The sequence below is a fragment of the Vibrio tubiashii ATCC 19109 genome, assembly GCF_000772105.1.
Classification (GTDB): Bacteria; Pseudomonadota; Gammaproteobacteria; order Enterobacterales; family Vibrionaceae; genus Vibrio; species Vibrio tubiashii.
The window spans coordinates 605321-623572 of record NZ_CP009354.1 but is presented as its reverse complement, the minus strand read 5'-3'; the positions used below and the strand labels follow the sequence as shown (position 1 = coordinate 623572).

The 18252-nt window shown below is 43.9% G+C and carries 20 protein-coding genes; 4 read left to right on the top strand and 16 right to left on the bottom strand.

The genetic code is table 11. From position 1 onward, the window contains the following. Positions 1 to 2 precede the first annotated feature (2 nt). The 7 genes from IX91_RS02960 to IX91_RS02935 form a co-directional block, all read right to left on the bottom strand. Positions 3 to 269 carry a hypothetical protein gene (locus tag IX91_RS02960; protein WP_004747827.1) on the bottom strand — a complete coding sequence of 89 codons (267 nt, stop codon included), beginning with the start codon at positions 267 to 269 and terminating at the stop codon, positions 3 to 5. 8 nt (positions 270 to 277) lie between these two features. Next, complete coding sequence (locus IX91_RS02955; RefSeq protein ID WP_004747825.1) at positions 278 to 1750, bottom strand: type II and III secretion system protein family protein; 1473 nt, start codon at positions 1748 to 1750, stop codon at positions 278 to 280. A gap of 8 nt (positions 1751 to 1758) precedes the next feature. After that, the gene (gene cpaB, locus IX91_RS02950; RefSeq protein ID WP_004747824.1) at positions 1759 to 2502 is read right to left on the bottom strand and encodes a Flp pilus assembly protein CpaB; all 744 of its coding nucleotides are present in this window, start codon (positions 2500 to 2502) and stop codon (positions 1759 to 1761) included. Beyond that, positions 2499 to 3845 carry an ATP-binding protein gene (locus tag IX91_RS02945; protein ID WP_004747822.1) on the bottom strand — a complete coding sequence of 449 codons (1347 nt, stop codon included), beginning with the start codon at positions 3843 to 3845 and terminating at the stop codon, positions 2499 to 2501. The genes cpaB and IX91_RS02945 overlap by 4 nt, the downstream gene beginning before the upstream one ends. 30 nt (positions 3846 to 3875) lie before the next feature. After that, the gene (locus IX91_RS02940) at positions 3876 to 4388 is read right to left on the bottom strand and encodes an A24 family peptidase (protein WP_004747821.1); all 513 of its coding nucleotides are present in this window, start codon (positions 4386 to 4388) and stop codon (positions 3876 to 3878) included. A gap of 28 nt (positions 4389 to 4416) precedes the next feature. After that, complete coding sequence (locus tag IX91_RS26600; RefSeq protein WP_004747820.1) at positions 4417 to 4566, bottom strand: Flp family type IVb pilin; 150 nt, start codon at positions 4564 to 4566, stop codon at positions 4417 to 4419. A 101-nt stretch (positions 4567 to 4667) separates the two neighbouring features. Continuing rightward, positions 4668 to 4838 carry a Flp family type IVb pilin gene (locus IX91_RS02935; protein ID WP_004747819.1) on the bottom strand — a complete coding sequence of 57 codons (171 nt, stop codon included), beginning with the start codon at positions 4836 to 4838 and terminating at the stop codon, positions 4668 to 4670. Between the two features lie 451 nt (positions 4839 to 5289). On the opposite strand from IX91_RS02935, the gene IX91_RS02930 reads away from it, so the two are divergent. The 3 genes from IX91_RS02930 (at position 5290) to IX91_RS02920 (ending at position 8905) form a co-directional block, all read left to right on the top strand. Further along, the gene (locus tag IX91_RS02930) at positions 5290 to 6027 is read left to right on the top strand and encodes a helix-turn-helix domain-containing protein (RefSeq protein ID WP_004747818.1); all 738 of its coding nucleotides are present in this window, start codon (positions 5290 to 5292) and stop codon (positions 6025 to 6027) included. 189 nt (positions 6028 to 6216) lie between these two features. Then, positions 6217 to 7902, top strand: a complete 1686-nt coding sequence (locus IX91_RS02925; protein ID WP_004747817.1) for an AMP-binding protein — start codon at positions 6217 to 6219, stop codon at positions 7900 to 7902. 103 nt (positions 7903 to 8005) lie between these two features. Beyond that, positions 8006 to 8905, top strand: a complete 900-nt coding sequence (locus IX91_RS02920) for a LysR substrate-binding domain-containing protein (protein ID WP_004747815.1) — start codon at positions 8006 to 8008, stop codon at positions 8903 to 8905. Positions 8906 to 8919: 14 nt separating this feature from the next. On the opposite strand, the gene IX91_RS02915 is transcribed toward IX91_RS02920, so the two are convergent. Further along, on the bottom strand, positions 8920 to 9126 hold the full coding sequence (locus tag IX91_RS02915) for a DUF1127 domain-containing protein (protein WP_004747814.1): 207 nt from the start codon (positions 9124 to 9126) through the stop codon (positions 8920 to 8922). A 97-nt stretch (positions 9127 to 9223) separates the two neighbouring features. Between IX91_RS02915 and IX91_RS02910 the strand changes: the two genes are divergently transcribed. Beyond that, positions 9224 to 10156 (top strand): LysR substrate-binding domain-containing protein, encoded by a 933-nt coding sequence (locus tag IX91_RS02910; RefSeq protein ID WP_004747813.1) that lies wholly within the window; start codon positions 9224 to 9226, stop codon positions 10154 to 10156. A 302-nt stretch (positions 10157 to 10458) separates the two neighbouring features. On the opposite strand, the gene fusA is transcribed toward IX91_RS02910, so the two are convergent. The 8 genes from fusA to iscA all read right to left on the bottom strand — a co-directional run bounded on the left by fusA (position 10459) and on the right by iscA (position 18208). Beyond that, on the bottom strand, positions 10459 to 12546 hold the full coding sequence (gene fusA, locus IX91_RS02905) for an elongation factor G (protein WP_004747811.1): 2088 nt from the start codon (positions 12544 to 12546) through the stop codon (positions 10459 to 10461). Positions 12547 to 12773: 227 nt separating this feature from the next. After that, on the bottom strand, positions 12774 to 13199 hold the full coding sequence (gene ndk / locus IX91_RS02900) for a nucleoside-diphosphate kinase (RefSeq protein WP_004747808.1): 426 nt from the start codon (positions 13197 to 13199) through the stop codon (positions 12774 to 12776). Positions 13200 to 13256: 57 nt separating this feature from the next. Beyond that, on the bottom strand, positions 13257 to 14555 hold the full coding sequence (gene pepB, locus IX91_RS02895; RefSeq protein ID WP_004747806.1) for an aminopeptidase PepB: 1299 nt from the start codon (positions 14553 to 14555) through the stop codon (positions 13257 to 13259). A gap of 151 nt (positions 14556 to 14706) precedes the next feature. After that, entirely contained in the window at positions 14707 to 14901 is a 195-nt protein-coding gene (gene iscX / locus IX91_RS02890; protein WP_038197960.1) for a Fe-S cluster assembly protein IscX, read from the bottom strand. A 188-nt stretch (positions 14902 to 15089) separates the two neighbouring features. Beyond that, positions 15090 to 15428 (bottom strand): ISC system 2Fe-2S type ferredoxin, encoded by a 339-nt coding sequence (gene fdx, locus IX91_RS02885; RefSeq protein ID WP_004747803.1) that lies wholly within the window; start codon positions 15426 to 15428, stop codon positions 15090 to 15092. An 11-nt stretch (positions 15429 to 15439) separates the two neighbouring features. Beyond that, positions 15440 to 17293 carry a Fe-S protein assembly chaperone HscA gene (gene hscA / locus IX91_RS02880; RefSeq protein ID WP_004747801.1) on the bottom strand — a complete coding sequence of 618 codons (1854 nt, stop codon included), beginning with the start codon at positions 17291 to 17293 and terminating at the stop codon, positions 15440 to 15442. A gap of 19 nt (positions 17294 to 17312) precedes the next feature. Next, positions 17313 to 17828, bottom strand: a complete 516-nt coding sequence (hscB, locus tag IX91_RS02875; protein WP_004747800.1) for a co-chaperone HscB — start codon at positions 17826 to 17828, stop codon at positions 17313 to 17315. A 56-nt stretch (positions 17829 to 17884) separates the two neighbouring features. Next, positions 17885 to 18208 (bottom strand): iron-sulfur cluster assembly protein IscA, encoded by a 324-nt coding sequence (gene iscA / locus IX91_RS02870; protein WP_004747799.1) that lies wholly within the window; start codon positions 18206 to 18208, stop codon positions 17885 to 17887. Positions 18209 to 18252 lie beyond the last annotated feature (44 nt).

Below are 18252 nucleotides of genomic sequence, written 5' to 3'. Positions count from 1 at the left end.
GGCTAATCCGAGCCTCCTTCTAAGAATTGACTCTCAGTACCTTTCAGCTCAGTCCCTTTTTTACCGGTATAAACTTGATAAGCACCTTCCATTCGTTCACCACTACCTGACGGAATAACCCCTAAATTGTCCTGAGTTGCATTAGGGTTGTACGTTTGTTCTGTTTTCAATTTCGCCACATGGGCTCCCAACCGCTCTGCATTATTGACACACCCAAAGAGCAGCAGAGATAGAAAAATCACACCTGTAATTACTTTCGTATGTTTCATATTGCCCCCTATAGACTGTGCCCAAATGTGCCTTCCGTACCACCTTTGGTATGGTCAACATATTCTGGCTCAGTGGTATCGTTTGGCTTAGCCGTGTTCGCAGGAGCTAAATAAGCACCACGCCCAAGTAAGTAATATTCAAAGTCATTTGGTTCAACAAATGAATCGGTCGGAAGAGTTACACGACGGCGGTCCACAGGTTTGGCTAATCGCGGAGTGACCAGAATAACTAATTCAGTTTCACCCGAAATATATTCCTGACTATTGAACATCTGACCAAGGATAGGGATATCACTAAAGCCCGGCATTTCATTAACGATGTCACGAACGTTTTCACTAATTAAGCCTGCAATACCGATTGTCTGACCATCGGCCATTTCCAATGTCGAAGATGCGCTGCGGCGAGTAATGGGTGGGATAATATAGGTGCTGTTAGTAAAGTTAGGGTCTAATACCAAAGATGACGTATTGGCGATTTCACTCACATCAATCGCCAAGTTAAGATTAATTTTCTGATCACTTAACACCGTGGGGATAAACTTAAGACCAACGCCATACTCCTTATACGCAATGGTAATTCCATCCTTATCAGGTACCGGTATTGGGAACTCACCACCTGCTAAGAATTCAGCTTTAGCACCACTGAGCGCGGTTAGATTCGGCTCTGCCAAGACCTTGGCTGTTCCATTTTGCTTCGCGATATCCAACGCGAATGAGAAGAGGGTATTGCTATCAATAAATGAGCCCAACAAACCTGTCGTATCTATAGTAGGTGCGTTAAATACAGGTGTCACAGAGCCTGGACTTCCTGGTAATGTCGGTAGGGAACCGCCTGCTGACGTTCCTCCCCAAGAAAAATTGCCGCTTTGCTGCAAAAACTGAAAGTTTGCATCGAATTTGCGCACTAAACTTCTTTGCACTTCAGCGACTGTGACTTCAAGTAGCACTTGCTGCGCACCACCTATTGTCATTAAATTGATCACTCCAGTTTGAGCTGTTTGCTCACTCAGAGACTCTTTCGCTTCATCAGCCTCTTGCCCTACAGCGTAAGTCTCTGCGACTCGCAATGCGATATTCATTGCCGCTTGGTTACTGATTTGCCCACTTAGGATCAAACGATTCTGAGCACTGTGAACTTCGATCTGTTCATTAGGTAAAAACTCAAATAATTTGGCTTTTAGGCTATTTAAGTCATGGGTGACTTCAATATTGATCGATTCAATCAACTGGCCTCGACTGTCCCAAGCCATCAAGTTGGTTGAGCCTAGTTTTTTACCAATTAAGAACACTTCGTTTGATTTAAGCATCACAATATCAAGCACTTCTGGGTCGCCTAAAGAAACGCGTTTTGCTTTACCCGCTAAAGTGACATGAGTTGATTTATGATGTGGCACCTTAACCACTTTTCCCGATTGAGTCGCGCTATGTACATGTAACGTACTCAATAAAAAAACACTTATTAGTATGATTATCTTACGCATAGCTCACCTCAATCCTTGACTCTGATGTTGCTTTTCTCTGTGCCTTTAAGGATGGTGACACTTGGTGCAACATATCTTTTAACAGGCTTCTCCTCTTCGTGAGGATTGCGAAGGGCGAGTTGAATATCTCCCTTACTTTGCGCTGATAAAAGCTTCTCAGCTTCTCTTGGTGACACTTCTAAAGTCACTGCTCTAACAATAATGGGTTTGTTTTCTTTAGTTCTGGCGGTTTGGTCTACCGCTAATACTCTAATGTCTTTTAAAACAGTTAAAGTCGTTGCTGATGTCGCGCTATAGCTAATGGTATTCAGCACATCAACTCTGTTGCCGGGTAATAAAAAGCCCGCAACACCAATAACATCATTCACTCGTATAGTTACCGCTCGCTTGTTCTCAGGAATTAATGCGGCCAGCGTAGAGCCCTCGCCAGAATTTGCGAGTCTGTTTCGACTCACGATTTCGCCTGGGTAAATTGTAGTTGCTACTACTTGACCGAGTAACTCTTCTTCAACCATAAACTGAGACTCATCACGCCATGCAACTTCAAGTAGCTTAGAACTAATATGCTGCTCTTCAATAACGCTACCTGACGCAATTTCTTGTGCTGCGACAATCACGGGCTCACGCTCTACCACTTCAACTTCGGTTTGTGGTGTTAGTTGCCGATCCATCCACTGCTTGGCAAAAAAAACCGCTCCAAGTCCGAATGCGATAGAGAGTAAAAATAGTAAAATCACTTGGTTTCGACTCATCGAGCACCTCCTCCTTTGCCATCAGCAGTAAAATAGACTTCCCATGCGCGGCAGACAATCTCAGAGGTAATGACCGGGGCAACTTCTTCGAACACTATAATATCTCGGCTGATACCTACTAAATCCTTTGGAATACAAGGATAAAAGCCAACGCTATGCTGACGATGTAACTCTAAAAGTGATGGTATACAGTCCTCAGCAAGCTCTAGCTGACGACCTTGAGAAAACTGGTCCCACAATTGGCGATACTCTGTTTCCAATAAAGGGCCAAACTGAATTTTGTAGCCTAATCGACGTAAAAAAGCGGGGTCACTGATCTTTTCCGGATCTAAGTTCGTAGAAAAGGCCAGAGTTAAAATAAACGGGATGGTGATTTGCTGACCATTTGGCAGAGATAGATAATCGTAGAAGTACTCCATCGGTACTATCCAGCGGTTAAGCAATGTAGCAACAGGCATAGTTTGACGACCCAAGTCATCAATGATGAAAATGCCATTATTTGCCATCATTTGGAGAGGAGCCATCCAAACTCGGTTGTGCTCACTGTGGTTGACCTCTAGCATATCCATGGTCAGCTCACCACCAACTTGGATACTGGGTCGCTCACATAGGCACCATCGACGGTCAAACTGTTCTTTAAATGTTATGGACTGATTTTCAGCACTTCTAACCCGTTTGTGGTGCTGAGGCGAAAATACTTTGATGATGTTTCCCGCTGCATAGACAGCATAAGGAACGTAGACAGATGTATTAAGAGAATTCAGTAAACGAGTCGCAACAAACGTTTTACCAGTACCTGCATCGCCATAAAGAAGCAGCGCTCTACCCGAGTTTATTGCCGGACCTAAAACACCAGTCATTCGCTCGGCACCAAGTACTTCCTCTAAGGCATAAGTGACATCTTTGCGATTGACCATTTTTGCTCTTACGTCCTGAGACTTAACCATCGCATCGTAACTAGTTAAAGAAACCGGTACGGGACCTAGATAAGCATCTTTGGCAAAGGCAGTATCCGCTTCCTGCATACCTTGTTCTGAGAGACCATACCGTATGTTGCCAGCAGAAGATGCAGCGAAGCCAGAACCTTGTGCTTGATATACTTCTACCTGGGATTTAGCTCTCAGGTCACTGAGCATCTCTTCAATCATGTGGCTATTAATACACATCAACTTAGTCAACTGAAGAATGTCAGACTTTGGATACGCAGCAAGATGTTTAAGAAGAAGATTTTCGACAACAGCTTTAGGTAATTCCAAAGCATCAAAAGATACAGGCACAGAGGGTGCGGGGGCTTGGGGCGTAAGTTCGACCCTATGTTTTATTTGAACCGTCGACTGAACCATAGAGACTCCTTGTCTCTTGAAGGTAAGTACTCAAAAATACTGGGACATAGCAACTCCAACTACAACGACTGGAGCAAATGGCATTCTATAATGCTCTTCCATGCTTCTTTTCTCACCTAGAGCTTTAGTAGAAGAAACGCCATACAACGCAAAGATCGAGTATTTCTTTATTAGTACTTTAGTTTGTTCTGGGCTTTGTGCCATTCTCTGAAGTGCGTACAATAACCCTATCATTACGCTAGAAACTGCAATCCAAAACACAGCATTTAACGTGTGTTCGCTACCTAACCAAAAGCCGACCACTCCCATTAGTTTTACATCCCCAGGAGCCATAACTTTTAATAAGTAAAGAATCAAGGCGCATATAAAACAAGTAATACCACTAAATAAAGACCATGCTAAAAGAGAAAAATCGCCGACAACGAAAGCATTGTTTATGAAAACAATAGCAATAATCGTTAATAAAAAAGTATTAGGAATTCTATGTTCTTTGGCATCAGAAACGGCTACTGCAAATAAGACGACCCAAACTAATACATCCATTTAACCGCTCCGTAATAAGACTTTGTTATTAGTTAAATATAGTCGCAAATTCGGCAGTTAGTATTCCTCTAAACGCAACAAATAAACCAGCAAAGCCCACAACTATCAGACCAGCCCCCACTACATATTCAACAACGGTAAGTCCTTCTTCATCCTTTAAAAAATCTGATACAGACACAAAAACCTCCTTATTTCACCTAGTACAAAAGACCCATAGTGAGTTCACTATGGGTCATAAACTATCGATTGAGAGGTGATACTTTTACCTTATACTCTCGGCTATTCATCAGCAAATACATTGCCCAGCTCAGTTTCTAGGGTTGTACTGAATGTGCCAAAAATACCCGCTAATCCTGCAACGAGTAGACCTGCACCTACAACGTACTCAACAACTGTCAAACCTTCTTCGTCTTTCATAAATGCTGTGATGTTTTTAATAAGCTTGCTCATGATATGTCTCCTTCCAAAGTTCATTAAGCTGTAGCGCTTATTGATAATTTAGAGTTATTCGAAGATAAGAGTTAGGATTATTTTGTCCATCTTTGGTATTTTTTTGCTCAACCTTCGAATACGATCTGGACTTTTTTGTCCTATTAAGCGCACAAATTTAGCCATTAAAACAATTACTCTAAATAATTTTATTACTACAAATAAATGATTAAAAAAGAAATAATCAACAATCTAAGCTAAAATTATAAAAACACTGTAAACATTACTTTATTTCTCACTTTTGATACTTGACAAAATTCTGACGAGAACAAAGTGTGACAATGATCTATTAAAATAATCATATAAGTTTGTTAAAGCTCAATAGCGCAGTTGGTCAACCTCATAATCTCATACTAAGCTCAACCTTATAGTTCCTCATTATTCTAATTAAGATGACTAAGGACTGCATACAGTGGAAGTACTACACAAAGGCTACTGGCTCGGAAAATCAGTCACTTATATCGAAAAAGATCTGGTAAGAGATTTAGAAAGACATTTTCACATTCTAGATTATGGTTATGATGTATCAGTACTGAGTGAGCCCGATATACATTTCTGCTTTTTTTATTTTGAAGAGCCCTTTGCTTCTTTACTGCATACTGCGGTTAAGCTTTGCCAAAACTTAGATAAACACTTAATTGTTATCTGCAATGAAGAACTTCCAGAAGAAATTGGTCAGTTGGATGTGATATTTTCTTCCTTCTCTATAAATAATGATGACGTAAGGTTATGGTCTGATGAGCTGAATAAGCAGGTTTATTATCAGTTTACGAAACATCAAGAAATTCTTGATATACATAAATTAGTTGAGAAACAATCTCAAAAACATATCAGTAAAGACCTCGTTGAAATGCTGAGATATATAGAGAAAAACTTATCTAGAACAATAAGAGAAGAAGATGTCGCCGAATATTGCCATTATTCAGTCACTTACTTTTCTAAGTTTTTTCATAAAACCATCGGGGTGAGTTTTCGCGATTACCTAACCTTAAAAAGAATCAATCTTGCCAAGCACCTTCTCACCAACGACCGCAAAGAAAAGATTTCCTTTATCGCCTTCCAATGTGGTTACAACGACGTCTCCTACTTTTCTCGTATCTTTAAAAAGAAGACTGGAATCAGCCCGGCTATCTACCGTCAACTACACTAGTAGTAGATAACGAGGAAGTCTCCCATTCGGACGACTTATGCATATTGAGCGCGTTTACGTATATTGTTCACAAGATGCACGAAAACTCGCGACTTGCACTTTCCTCCGCTTAGACTAACATGCTAGAGTTAACAATCTATTAACAATAAAAATATAAACATAACTTTGCAAATAACATGGAGTTAGAGAATGATTCAGCCTAACGAGTTAAGCAAACCAACCTGTGCTCTCCCACCACCAAACGAGATGATCCTAAAATGGGCTGAGGAACGCCCAAACGAGGTTTATCTCAAGCAAACCATCAATCGAAAGTTTGTTGAATATACCTATGCTGAAGTCGCCGATCAGGCATTGAAGCTAGTAAGTGCGTTAAACGATCTTGGCGTTCAACCTCGCGATAAAGTCGCCTTAGTCTCAAAAAACTGTGCCGAATGGTTTATTTGTGATTTAGCGATGATGCTTGGTGATTTTGTAAGTGTCCCTATCTTCCCTACTGCGGGGGCGGATACGATCGAATACTGTTTAACGCATAGTGAAAGTAAAGTATTGATTGGCGGTAAGTTAGATGACGCTGCAGCGACTCAGCAAGTGATCGACTCAAAGCCTGATGTCATTACTATCTCACTACCTTATGATACTGCGCCAAAATGTAAATATCAGTTCAAAGAGTTAATTGCTTCAGCTCAGCCTAGTGAGACTCGTCCAGAACATTATGATGATAAGTTAATGTCATTGGTATACACCTCTGGTACTTCTGGTCTACCTAAAGGCGCAATGCTGACTTACGGCGCATTCAGTTGGTCAGTTCAACAGCTTATTAATCATATCGGTATCCAAGAAAACGATCGCTTGTTCTCTTATCTGCCGTTAGCACACATCACTGAACGCGTTTACATCTTTGGTTCATCGATTATGGGTGGCGTTCAAACCGCCTTCCCTGAGTCTTTAGATACCTTTATCGAAGACGTGAAAATGCAGCGCCCAACGCTGTTTATCTCAGTTCCTCGCCTATGGACTCTGTTCCAGCAACGTATTCAAGACAAGCTACCGCAGAAAAAACTCAACATTCTTCTTAAGATACCGTTTGTAAACTCTCTGATTAAGAAGAAACTCGCAGAAGGCTTGGGATTAGATCAAGCACGTGTACTCGGCTGTGGTTCTGCGCCAGTTTCACCTGCTCTACTTGAGTGGTATCACAGCGTTGGTCTACATATCACCGAAGCATGGGGCATGACAGAGTCGTTTGCCTACAGTACGCTCAACTACCCATTCCGCGCAGACAAAATAGGTAGTGTCGGTAATGCAGGACCCGGTATTGAACTTAAGATTGCCGAAGATGAGGAGATCATGGTTCGCGGTAAAGGCTTGTTCTCTGGCTACTACAAGAATGATATTGCAACGCAAGAGTCATTCAATGCTGAAGGCTGGCTACATACAGGCGACATCGGCTTTATTGATAGTGAAGGCTATCTAACGATTCAAGGTCGTAAGAAAGATACCTTTAAGACAGCTAAAGGTAAATTTGTTGCCCCTGTGCCAATCGAGAAAAAGCTGTTTGAATACAGTCGAGTCGAAATGATGTGTTTGATTGGGCTTGGTCTGCCAGCACCCATTCTTCTCGTAGTTCCGCATGACTTCCCGAACTTCGATAAAGAGCGTTATGAGAGAACAACCAAAAAGGTCATTGCGAGAATGAACGCCGACCTTGAATCTCACGAGCAGATCAAAGGCGTGCTAATGATCAAAGACCCGTGGAGTATCGAGAATGGTATCTTGACGCCAACGCTTAAGATCAAACGTCATGTTCTAGAACAAAAATACCACGACATTGGTCATAACTGGCCAAAAGGACAACTCGTGGTGTGGGAAGATTAATCTTCACTAACTCAATCCAAAGGAGAGCATACGCTCTCCTTTTGCTTTTGTTACTAAACCGATTATGATGCCAATTCATTCGGACCAAACATAGGAAGTGGATATGGATGCAAGGCTGCATCACTTACCGGGTTTACGCTATTTTGAGGTGGCTGCGAGATTAAACAGCTATAGTCGCGCTGCCGAAGAGCTATTTATTAGCCAAGCGGCTGTCAGTCAGAAGATTCGTCAGCTAGAAGACGGCTTAGGCTGTAAACTGTTTGTCCGTGAAGGCAGGGAAATGCGTTTAACAGAACAAGGGAAAATCTTGTTTAAACATGTCTCCCAAGGTTTTGAAAACATCATCAGTGGCCTCAATCAAATCCAAAGTGAACCGGTAGAAGGCTTGCTGTGTGTCAGCTCTACCCCTTCGTTTGCTTCGCGTTGGCTACTGCCGAGACTGTGGAAATTTTCTACTCAGCACCCAAACATCCCGATTCGCATCATCACCAGTTGTGATGCCCCAAACCTCAAGCAAGGCGACGCTGACCTTGCGGTATGGCAGGGGGAAGAACTCGATATCAACAATGACCAAAAGCTGCATAAAGAGTTTCTATTTGAGGAAACCATCTATCCCTTCTGCTCACCCAATTTAGCAAAAACTATCCAACTTACTAGCCCTGAACAGTTACTCAATACATGGCTTATTCACTATGAGTCTGGTGGTTACCCTTGGCAAACCTGGTTCGCTCAAGCGGGAGTGACAATGAACAAGGAATCAGTCCAATGGATGGATGTCAGTACTTTTGACCATGCAATGAATGCCGTTATGGCCGGTCATGGCGCTTGCCTTGCTTCCGATTCGTTAGCAAGCGACTACGTTGAAAGAGGGCTACTGATTAAGCCATTTGAGATAGGGATGACACCGGGTATTCAGTTCAACCTTTTCTATGACCATGAATCTCCTCGTCGACAACGTATCGCCGCATTTGCTAACTGGCTGCACAGTGAAATCGCAGAGTAGTCGCCAATAGAGAACTACTTGTCCCAAAATCGACGAATACTCTCTTGATGCGCTTGCTCTTTCGTGAGCCCAAGATCATCGAGTAGATGCTCTGGCAGATTTTCTAACTGCTTACGAGTACGATAATTACGCCACCAGCGTTTTATTAGAGTTAAGATTTCTTTATCCCAAACTAAAGTATCAGATAGTTTCTGTTTGTAGCCATACTCTGAAGTTTCCATGGTTTCTCTCCTCTCTTGCATTTAATGACTAAATAATTAACCATGAACCTATCTTGCTCAAACGATACAAATTGACCTTCAGTTAAGGAAAACTAAAGTGAAAGATCGATTACCACCTTTGCAGGGTATCTATTACTTTTATACCGCTGCGAGGCTAGGCAGCTTCAAACTCGCGGCTCAGGAACTCTATGTCACCGCCGCAGCCATTAGTCAGCAGATACGCCAACTGGAAGACTTTTTAGGCGCAGAACTGTTCTTGAGGCAGCATCGTAAAGTCACGCTAACCATGGAGGGAGAGATACTCTATGAGCAGGCGCTGCGAGGCTTTGAGCACCTTCATCGCGGTGTTCGACAAATCAACCAAGATCCGAATCCTAACCAGCTCTCCATTTCGACATTGCCTTCCTTTGCCCAGCACTGGCTTGTGCCGAGAATTGGCCACTTTAGACAACAAAACCCAGATCTTGAGTTGATGATTGAACCCACCAGCGAACTGGCTGACTTTCAAAACTCTAATCTCGATTTGTGTATTCGATATGGTCCTGGGGATTATCCAAACATTACCTCAGAGCTACTTATTGAAGAGTTGCTCTATCCCGTTTGTCATCCTATCTACCAAGAGCAACACGGCATATACGAACTCAGCGACCTAACAGGCGCGGACCTAATTGAAGATTATTGGCGAGACCTAGACTGGGGAATTTGGCTCAACAATGTGGGCCATAAAGCCTCTAAGCCGACACTGAAATACAATGGTTCCCACTTTGTGTTAGAAGGCGCTTTAGCCGTTCAGGGCGTCGCACTCGCCAAGCATACCTTAGCTCAACGTTATATTGATGAAGGGAAACTAGTGAGAATCGGCAATCTAGCGCAGCGTACCGACTATAACTATTTCCTGTGCGCACCCCGCGCCTACTTTAAAAGAGAGAAAATCAAACGCTTCTGTGAGTGGATTTTTGACCAAGCCAAAGAGTGCCAGAAGCTCGATCACTTAGGTTTGGAGATTATTGATAGTCGTAGTCCGAGGTGAGCGGAACAACTGGATAACTGGATAACTGGATAACTGGATAACTGGATAACTGGATAACTGGATAACTGGATAACTGGATAACTGGATAACTGGATAACTGGATAACTAAAGTTGCTTCGATATGATTGAGGGAGCAAATCTATTTTTCCAGAAGGGCGAAGCCCGATCCCGTTTTCCAAAAGCGCAGCGTTCCATAGGACGAAGTCCGTTCCCGCTCTCCATAGGACGAAGCCCGTTCCCATAACAAAAAAAGCCCCAGTCTTTCGACTGGGGCTTTCAAAGCTATCTAGCTAACGTAAGAATTACTTCTTCTCGTTACGCTCTTTAACTTCTGCGATTACTTGCTCAGCAACGTTTGCTGGACATGGTGCGTATTGACCGAACTCCATAGAGAACTGACCACGACCAGAAGTGATAGTACGTAGGTGACCGATGTAGCCAAACATTTCTGATAGAGGAACGTCAGCTTTAATACGAACGCCTGTAGTACCAGCTTGTTGGTCTTTGATCATACCACGACGACGGTTAAGGTCACCGATTACGTCACCAACGTTGTCTTCTGGAGTGAATACGTCAACGTTCATGATTGGCTCAAGAAGTTGTGCACCCGCTTTAGGCATAGACTGACGGAATGCGCCTTTAGCAGCGATTTCGTAAGCGATAGCTGAAGAGTCAACTGCGTGGAAACCACCGTCGAATAGTTCAACTTCTACGTCTAGAGTTGGGAAGCCAGCTAGAACACCAGTTTCCATCATAGATGCGAAACCTTTCTCAACTGCAGGCCAGAATTCTTTAGGTACGTTACCACCAACAACTGTTGAAGAGAACGTGAAGCCAGAGTTTGGCTCACCTGGTTTGATGCGGTAGTCGATCTTACCGAACTGACCAGAACCACCAGACTGCTTCTTGTGCGTGTAGCTATCTTCAACTGCTTGAGTGATAGTTTCACGGTAAGCTACCTGTGGAGCACCTACTTCTAGCTCAACGCCGTAAGTACGCTTAAGGATATCTACCTTGATGTCTAGGTGAAGTTCACCCATACCTTTCAGGATAGTTTCGCCAGACTCTTCGTCAGTCTCAACTTGGAAAGATGGATCTTCTGCAACCATCTTACCGATAGCGATACCCATCTTCTCTGAACCGCCTTTGTCCTTAGGAGTTACAGCGATAGAGATTACTGGTTCTGGGAAGATCATAGCTTCAAGAGTACATTCGTGCTTAGGATCACATAGAGTGTGACCAGTTTGAACGTTCTTCATACCAACGATAGCGATGATGTCACCAGCTTGCGCTTCAGTAAGTTCGTTACGCTCGTCAGCTTGCATCTCACACATACGGCCGATACGCTCAGTCTTACCAGTTGCTGAGTTAAGGATAGTGTCACCCTTCTTCAGACGACCAGAGTAGATACGTACGAACGTTAGAGCACCAAAACGGTCATCCATGATCTTGAATGCTAGCGCTTTTAGTGGCTCATCTGCAGATACAGTAGCTACTTCGCCAGTTGGCTCACCAGTTTCTGGATCTGTTAGAGGCTGAGGATCAACTTCAGCTGGAGCTGGTAGGTAATCTACAACAGCGTCAAGGATTAGCTGCATACCTTTGTTTTTGAATGCAGAACCACAGAAAGTTGGGAAGAACGCTAGGTCACGAGTACCTTTACGGATACAACGCTTAAGGTCTTCGATAGAAGGCTCTTCACCTTCCATGTAAGCTTCCATTAGGTCGTCGTCTTGCTCTACAGCAGTCTCAACTAGCTCTTCACGGTAAGCTTCTAGATCATCAACCATGTCCGCAGGAACATCTGTGATCTCGTAGTTTTCTGGAAGACCTGTGTCATCCCAAACGTAAGCTTGACGGTTTAGAACGTCTACAACACCAACGAAATCGTCTTCACGACCGATTGGCAGAGTCATTACTAGTGGGTTTGCACCAAGAACGTTTTTCACTTGATCAACTACGTTGAAGAAGTCTGCACCCATACGGTCTAGTTTGTTTACGAAGATCAGACGAGCAACTTCTGAATCGTTCGCGTAGCGCCAGTTAGTCTCTGACTGAGGCTCAACACCACCAGAACCACAGAATACACCGATACCACCGTCAAGAACTTTAAGTGAACGGTATACTTCTACTGTAAAGTCAACGTGTCCCGGAGTATCGATAACGTTTAGGCGGTGGCCATTCCACTCACAAGTTACGGCAGCAGACTGGATTGTGATACCACGCTCAGCTTCCTGCTCCATGAAGTCAGTTGTAGACTCACCGTCGTGTACTTCACCAGTTTTGTGGATTTTACCAGTAAGCTTAAGGATACGCTCAGTGGTGGTAGTTTTACCCGCATCAACGTGCGCGAAAATACCAATGTTTCTGTACTTTGATAAATCTGCCATTGTCTTACTCTGTTTATAAGGTATAAATTGCGCGCAGAGTATATCACAATCTGTCAAGACTGATACCCTTGCATGCGCTGTATGTAAAAAAAACTTTTCTCACCAATACTAGCAGTTAATCTGCCCTTTCATGGCAATTTTCAACGAATTGACGAAGTTTTTTCAGAATAAAAATGCTGCCTATAAACAATACAGGCAGCATATCTATCATTAAGCCTGTCCTTTAATTATCGAGGACAGATTTCCGATTCAGGGAAGAAGAATTCGATTTCGCGAGCCGCAGACTCTGGGCTATCAGAGCCGTGAACAGAGTTATGACGCATGCTTAATGCGTAATCAGCGCGAATAGTGCCGCAAGCCGCTTCCTCAGGGTTAGTTTTACCCATTAATTCGCGGTAGCGAGCAATTGCGTTCTCACCTTCCAGTACTTGAACCATAATTGGACCTGAAGTCATAAAGGCTTTCAAATCTTCAAAGAATGGCTTGCCTTCATGTTCAGCGTAAAAGCCGCTCGCTTGCTCTTCAGTTAAACGCACCATTTTTGCAGCGATAACTTGCAGACCTGCTTTCTCAATACGGTGGTAGATTTCACCAATTAAATTACGTTCTACTGCATCGGGCTTAACAATAGAAAAAGTTCTTTCTAGAGTCATAGGGTATCCTTTCGTTATTTCTTGGTATTATTAAAAGAGGCTCTACGACCTCTTAGCTTATTTATTCGCTTGCTGTAGTAGCAGACCAGCTAGGCTACGCACACCTACGCCAGTTGCACCTGCTGCCCACTTATCTGTTGCAGACTTACGATAAGTTGCTGCACAGTCAAAATGCAACCAACCTTTTTTGTAGTCTTCAACAAAGTAAGACAAGAATGCCGCCGCAGTACTTGCACCAGGAGAGTAGTCGCCACTGCTGATGTTTGAAAGATCAGCAAAATTAGATGGCAACATACCACGGTGGAAGTCAGCCAATGGCAGTGGCCATAAACCTTCTTTTTCTTCGCGTGCCGCGTTCAGCGCTTGATGAGACAACTCATCGTCAAAGCTCATCAATGCGTGGTAATCATTACCTAGAGCATTTTTAGCAGCTCCAGTTAAGGTAGCGCAATCAATAATTAGCTCAGGGTTTTGCTCACTCGCATAAATTAGACCATCCGCAAGTACAAGACGACCTTCCGCATCGGTATTCATGATCTCTACTGTCTTACCGTTTTTATAGGTAATGATGTCGCCAAGTTTAAGTGCGCGACCAGAAATCATGTTCTCTGCACAACAAAGGATCAGTTTCACACGCTTGTTCAAACCGCGCATAATCGCAAGACCTAAACCGCCAGTAATCGTACCTGAACCGCCCATATCCGCTTTCATTGCTGTCATAAAGCCAGACGGTTTGATGCTGTAACCACCAGAGTCGAAGGTGATCCCTTTACCAACTAGACAAGCAAAAACTGGAGCGTTTTCATCACCTGTTGGGTTGAAATCCAGTTGAAGCATTGCCGATGTACGCTCAGAGCCGCGACCAACCGCAAAGATACCTTGCCATCCTTCAGCAAGAAGGTCTTTATCTTTTACGATACGCGCCTTCACTGTCCCTTCAGGTGCAACTGATTTGATGAACTCCGCCGCCATCGTCGCCAATTGACGCGGTGCGACTTCTTCTGCTGGCTTATTGATAATATCGCGAGTAAAGTCCGTCGCTTTAATGCGCGCAGTTAACTCAGCTTGATCTTGCTCTTCAAGCTCTTGCCATACGAATTGATTTTTCTTCTTTGGTCCACGGTAACCTTGATGGAACGACCAAATACTCTCTAGATCCCATCCTTCCCCTTGTAAAGAAATGGAAGCGATACCTTGGCCATCTAACTTACGCGCAGCACGCTGAATTGCGCCTAAATCATGATTATCACCAAGATGGATTGTCGCACCTGAATCAGAGAAAGAAAGAATTGCTTTCTCACCCCAATGTGGCGCTGCAGTCTCTTGGCTTAGAAATACTGACATCTGTGTAGACATGGTTTCTCCTTGTCTGTACTGGCGCTGCCTACGCCTTTTTCTGTTCACTCAGGGATGTTAACACTTTAATGTGAAATTGATAAAAAAACGGGCCATAAGGCCCGTTTTTTTTAGTAAATTTTGTTAACTGAGATGGGTTTCCGTTTAAGGATTAATCCATTTCATCCATCCAGCACAAGATCACCGCTTCCAGAATCTTTTCATTAGAACGGTTTGGCTCATCATCAAACTCGTCCAACTCAGTAATCCACTGATGAAGATCGGTAAAACGTACTGTTTTAGGATCTACCTCTGGAAACTTGTCACATAGCTCGATCGCAATATCGCGTGAATCTGTCCATTTCATTACCAACTCCTTATGTAATTCTTGTTGCTCACATCTATAAATGCAGGATACTCAAAATAATTGGAGTTGCAGCTAGGCAACAAGTAAGCTCATCCCTATGAGCATAGGTGTTCTATGTGATTAGGGCGGCCGGCGTTCCGGGGAGCTTACGCAGTTAACAACGCTGCGGCTTCAAGTATGAAGAGTATTTAGTGATCTTCTGAAGCGTGGTTCAGAGTATATTTTGGAATCTCAACGACGAGATCTTCGTCTGCGACTTTAGCCTGACAGCCAAGGCGAGATTCTGGCTCAAGACCCCACGCTTTATCTAGCATGTCATCTTCAAGCTCGTCACTCTCTTCTAGTGAATCAAAACCTTCACGAATCACCACGTGACAGGTCGTACAAGCGCACGACTTTTCACATGCGTGTTCAATGCCAATGCCATTTTTTAGCGCAACATCAAGAACGGTGTCACCACTATTTGCTTCCAAAACCGCACCTTCTGGGCATAAATCTTCATGCGGTAATACAATAATCTTAGGCATAACTCTTTCTCTTAAATATCATTTACTGATTGACCTGACAAAGCAGCTCGAATCGATTTGTCCATGCGGCGAGAAGCAAACTCTTGGCTCGCCTTGTCAGTATCTTTGATACCTTGTTCTATCGCGTCAGCGCTGTCGCCATTGCGTAGCTCAATTAAAGACTCAATCGCTTTAAGCAGCTCAGCACGTTCTGACTCAGACAGTAGCTCATCACCATCTGCCTGCATTGCTGCAATCAAACCTTCGATAACGCGATCGGCTTCAACGCGTTGCTCTGCTAGCGCTCGAGCATTCATATCTTCTTTTGCATACGTCATAGAATCACGCAGCATATTGGCGACTTCATCATCGCTCAAACCATAAGACGGCTTAACCTGAATCTCAGACTGAACACCTGTACTCTTTTCCATCGCAGTTACAGACAGGAGGCCGTCTGCATCAACTTGATAGGTCACGCGGATATGCGCTGCCCCTGCCGCCATAGGTGGAATGCCTTTTAGCGAGAAACGCGCCAGAGAGCGACAGTCATCAACCATTTCACGTTCACCTTGCACAACATGAACGCTCATTGCCGTTTGACCATCTTTAAACGTGGTAAATTCTTGAGCTCGTGCAACTGGAATTGTCGTGTTACGTGGAACAATCTTCTCAACCAGTCCGCCCATGGTTTCAATACCAAGGGATAGCGGAATAACATCGAGTAGTAGCATTTCAGAGTCAGGCTTATTGCCAGCCAAAATATCGGCTTGAATACCAGCGCCAATTGCCACCACTTCATCAGGGTTAATGCTGGTTAGCGGCTTACGACCAAAGAAATCACCCACCATTTCTCTTACAAGCAGCGTACGTGTAGAACCGCCTACCATAACCGCTTCTAGCACATCTTCGGCATCAACTTGTGCGTCTTTCAATGCACGGCGACAAGACATCAAAGTCTTCTTAACGAGCGGGCGAATCAAGTCTTCAAACTCATCGCGAGAAACGCTACCTTGCCAACCTAGAACATCAACCTCTACTGACTCTTTATCTGAGAAAGCAATTTTAGTCGCAGTTGCCACATTCAAAACTGCGCGCATCTGCGTTGCAGTTAAAGTCTCTGTGTTACCCGACTTTTCAAGTAGGTAATCAGCCAGCAGGTGGTCAAAATCGTCACCACCAAGTGCAGAATCACCACCGGTTGCCAATACTTCAAACACGCCTTTGGATAGACGTAGAATAGAGATATCAAACGTACCACCACCCAAATCGTATACGGCGATCACACCTTCCTGACCCGAGTCTAGTCCGTAAGCAATTGCCGCTGCTGTCGGCTCATTAAGCAGTCTTAAAACATGCAGACCTGCTAGCTTAGCCGCATCTTTGGTTCCAGCACGCTGAGCGTCATCAAAGTAAGCAGGAACGGTGATTACCACTCCCGCTAACTCGCCACCTAGCGTTTTCTCAGCACGCTGACCTAGCGACTTGAGAATTTCAGCGGATACTTCAATAGGGTTTTTATCCCCACTTGCCGTTTGCAGTACCGGTAGGCCGTTGTCACTCGCTTTAAACTGGTAAGGAAGATTCGGATAGCGCGCTTGGATATCTTCTAGTGAACGGCCTAATAGTCGCTTCACTGAGATAATGGTATTGGTTGGATCAGCTTCTGCTTTATCTTTCGCTGCATAACCAACTTCGGGAGTCTCTCCTGAGTAGTTAACAACGGAAGGTAAGATGCTTTGACCTTGCTCATCTTGCAGTGTTGCCGCGTCGCCACTTCGAACTGAAGCCACCAGTGAGTTAGTCGTACCTAAGTCAATGCCAGCAGCAAGTTTATGCTCATGTGGAGCCGAGCTTTGACCCGGTTCTGCAATTTGAAGTAATGCCATGGGTGGTCCTTGTATTGCACTAGCCGAAGAGTTTGTCTTCCACTAGCTCGATTTCGTTCTGTAGTTTGGCAATAAATTTAAGTTTACGAACTCGGTCAGCTGCTTGCTGCCAGTCCGTTTGATTTAAATCTTGCTCGGTTGCAGTCAATTGCTGCTTAAACATTTTGCTCACTTTGCTTTCAAAGTCGAACAACGCATCTTCTGCGTCGGAGCTTGAAGAGATATCTTCTAGTTCTTCACGCAGTTCCATTTGCTCCATTAAGAACATCGGATCTTGCATCGTTTGCTGCTCACCTCGAATCTCTACGCCATTCTCAGACAAGATGTATTCGGCTCTTGAGATAGGGTTCTTGAGAACTTGGTAGGCGTCGTTAATCTCGGCAGCTTTTTGCACCGCCATTAAACGGTCACGTTCAGATGCAGTCGCAAAATTATCAGGATGAAACTGTTTTTGAAGTTCACGGAATTGTGAAGAAAGAAGGCTACCATCCAGATTAAACTGACTTGGTAGCCCAAATAATTCAAAGTAATTCATGGAGAATTCTATCCTTGGTAATAAACCTGTGAGCCGAAACCCACAGGCCTTATCAATTACACGTTGAAGCTTTCACCACAACCACATTCGCTCTTAGCATTCGGGTTATTGAATTCAAACCCTTCGTTGAGGCCTTCTTTAACGTAATCCAGTTCAGTTCCGTCTAAGTACACTAGGCTCTTTTGGTCAATGATGACCTTCACGCCTTCATGTTCGAATACTGAATCTTCTTCGTTAAGCTCATCAACGAATTCAAGTACATATGCCATACCAGAACACCCGGTCGTTTTCACACCCAAGCGTAAACCGATACCTTTGCCTCGGTTTTCTAGGAATGTTCTAACGCGACTTGCCGCGGTTTCTGTCATTGTAATGGCCATACTGCACCTTAGTTTGTCTATTTCGCGAATGAAATGGGGGTTCT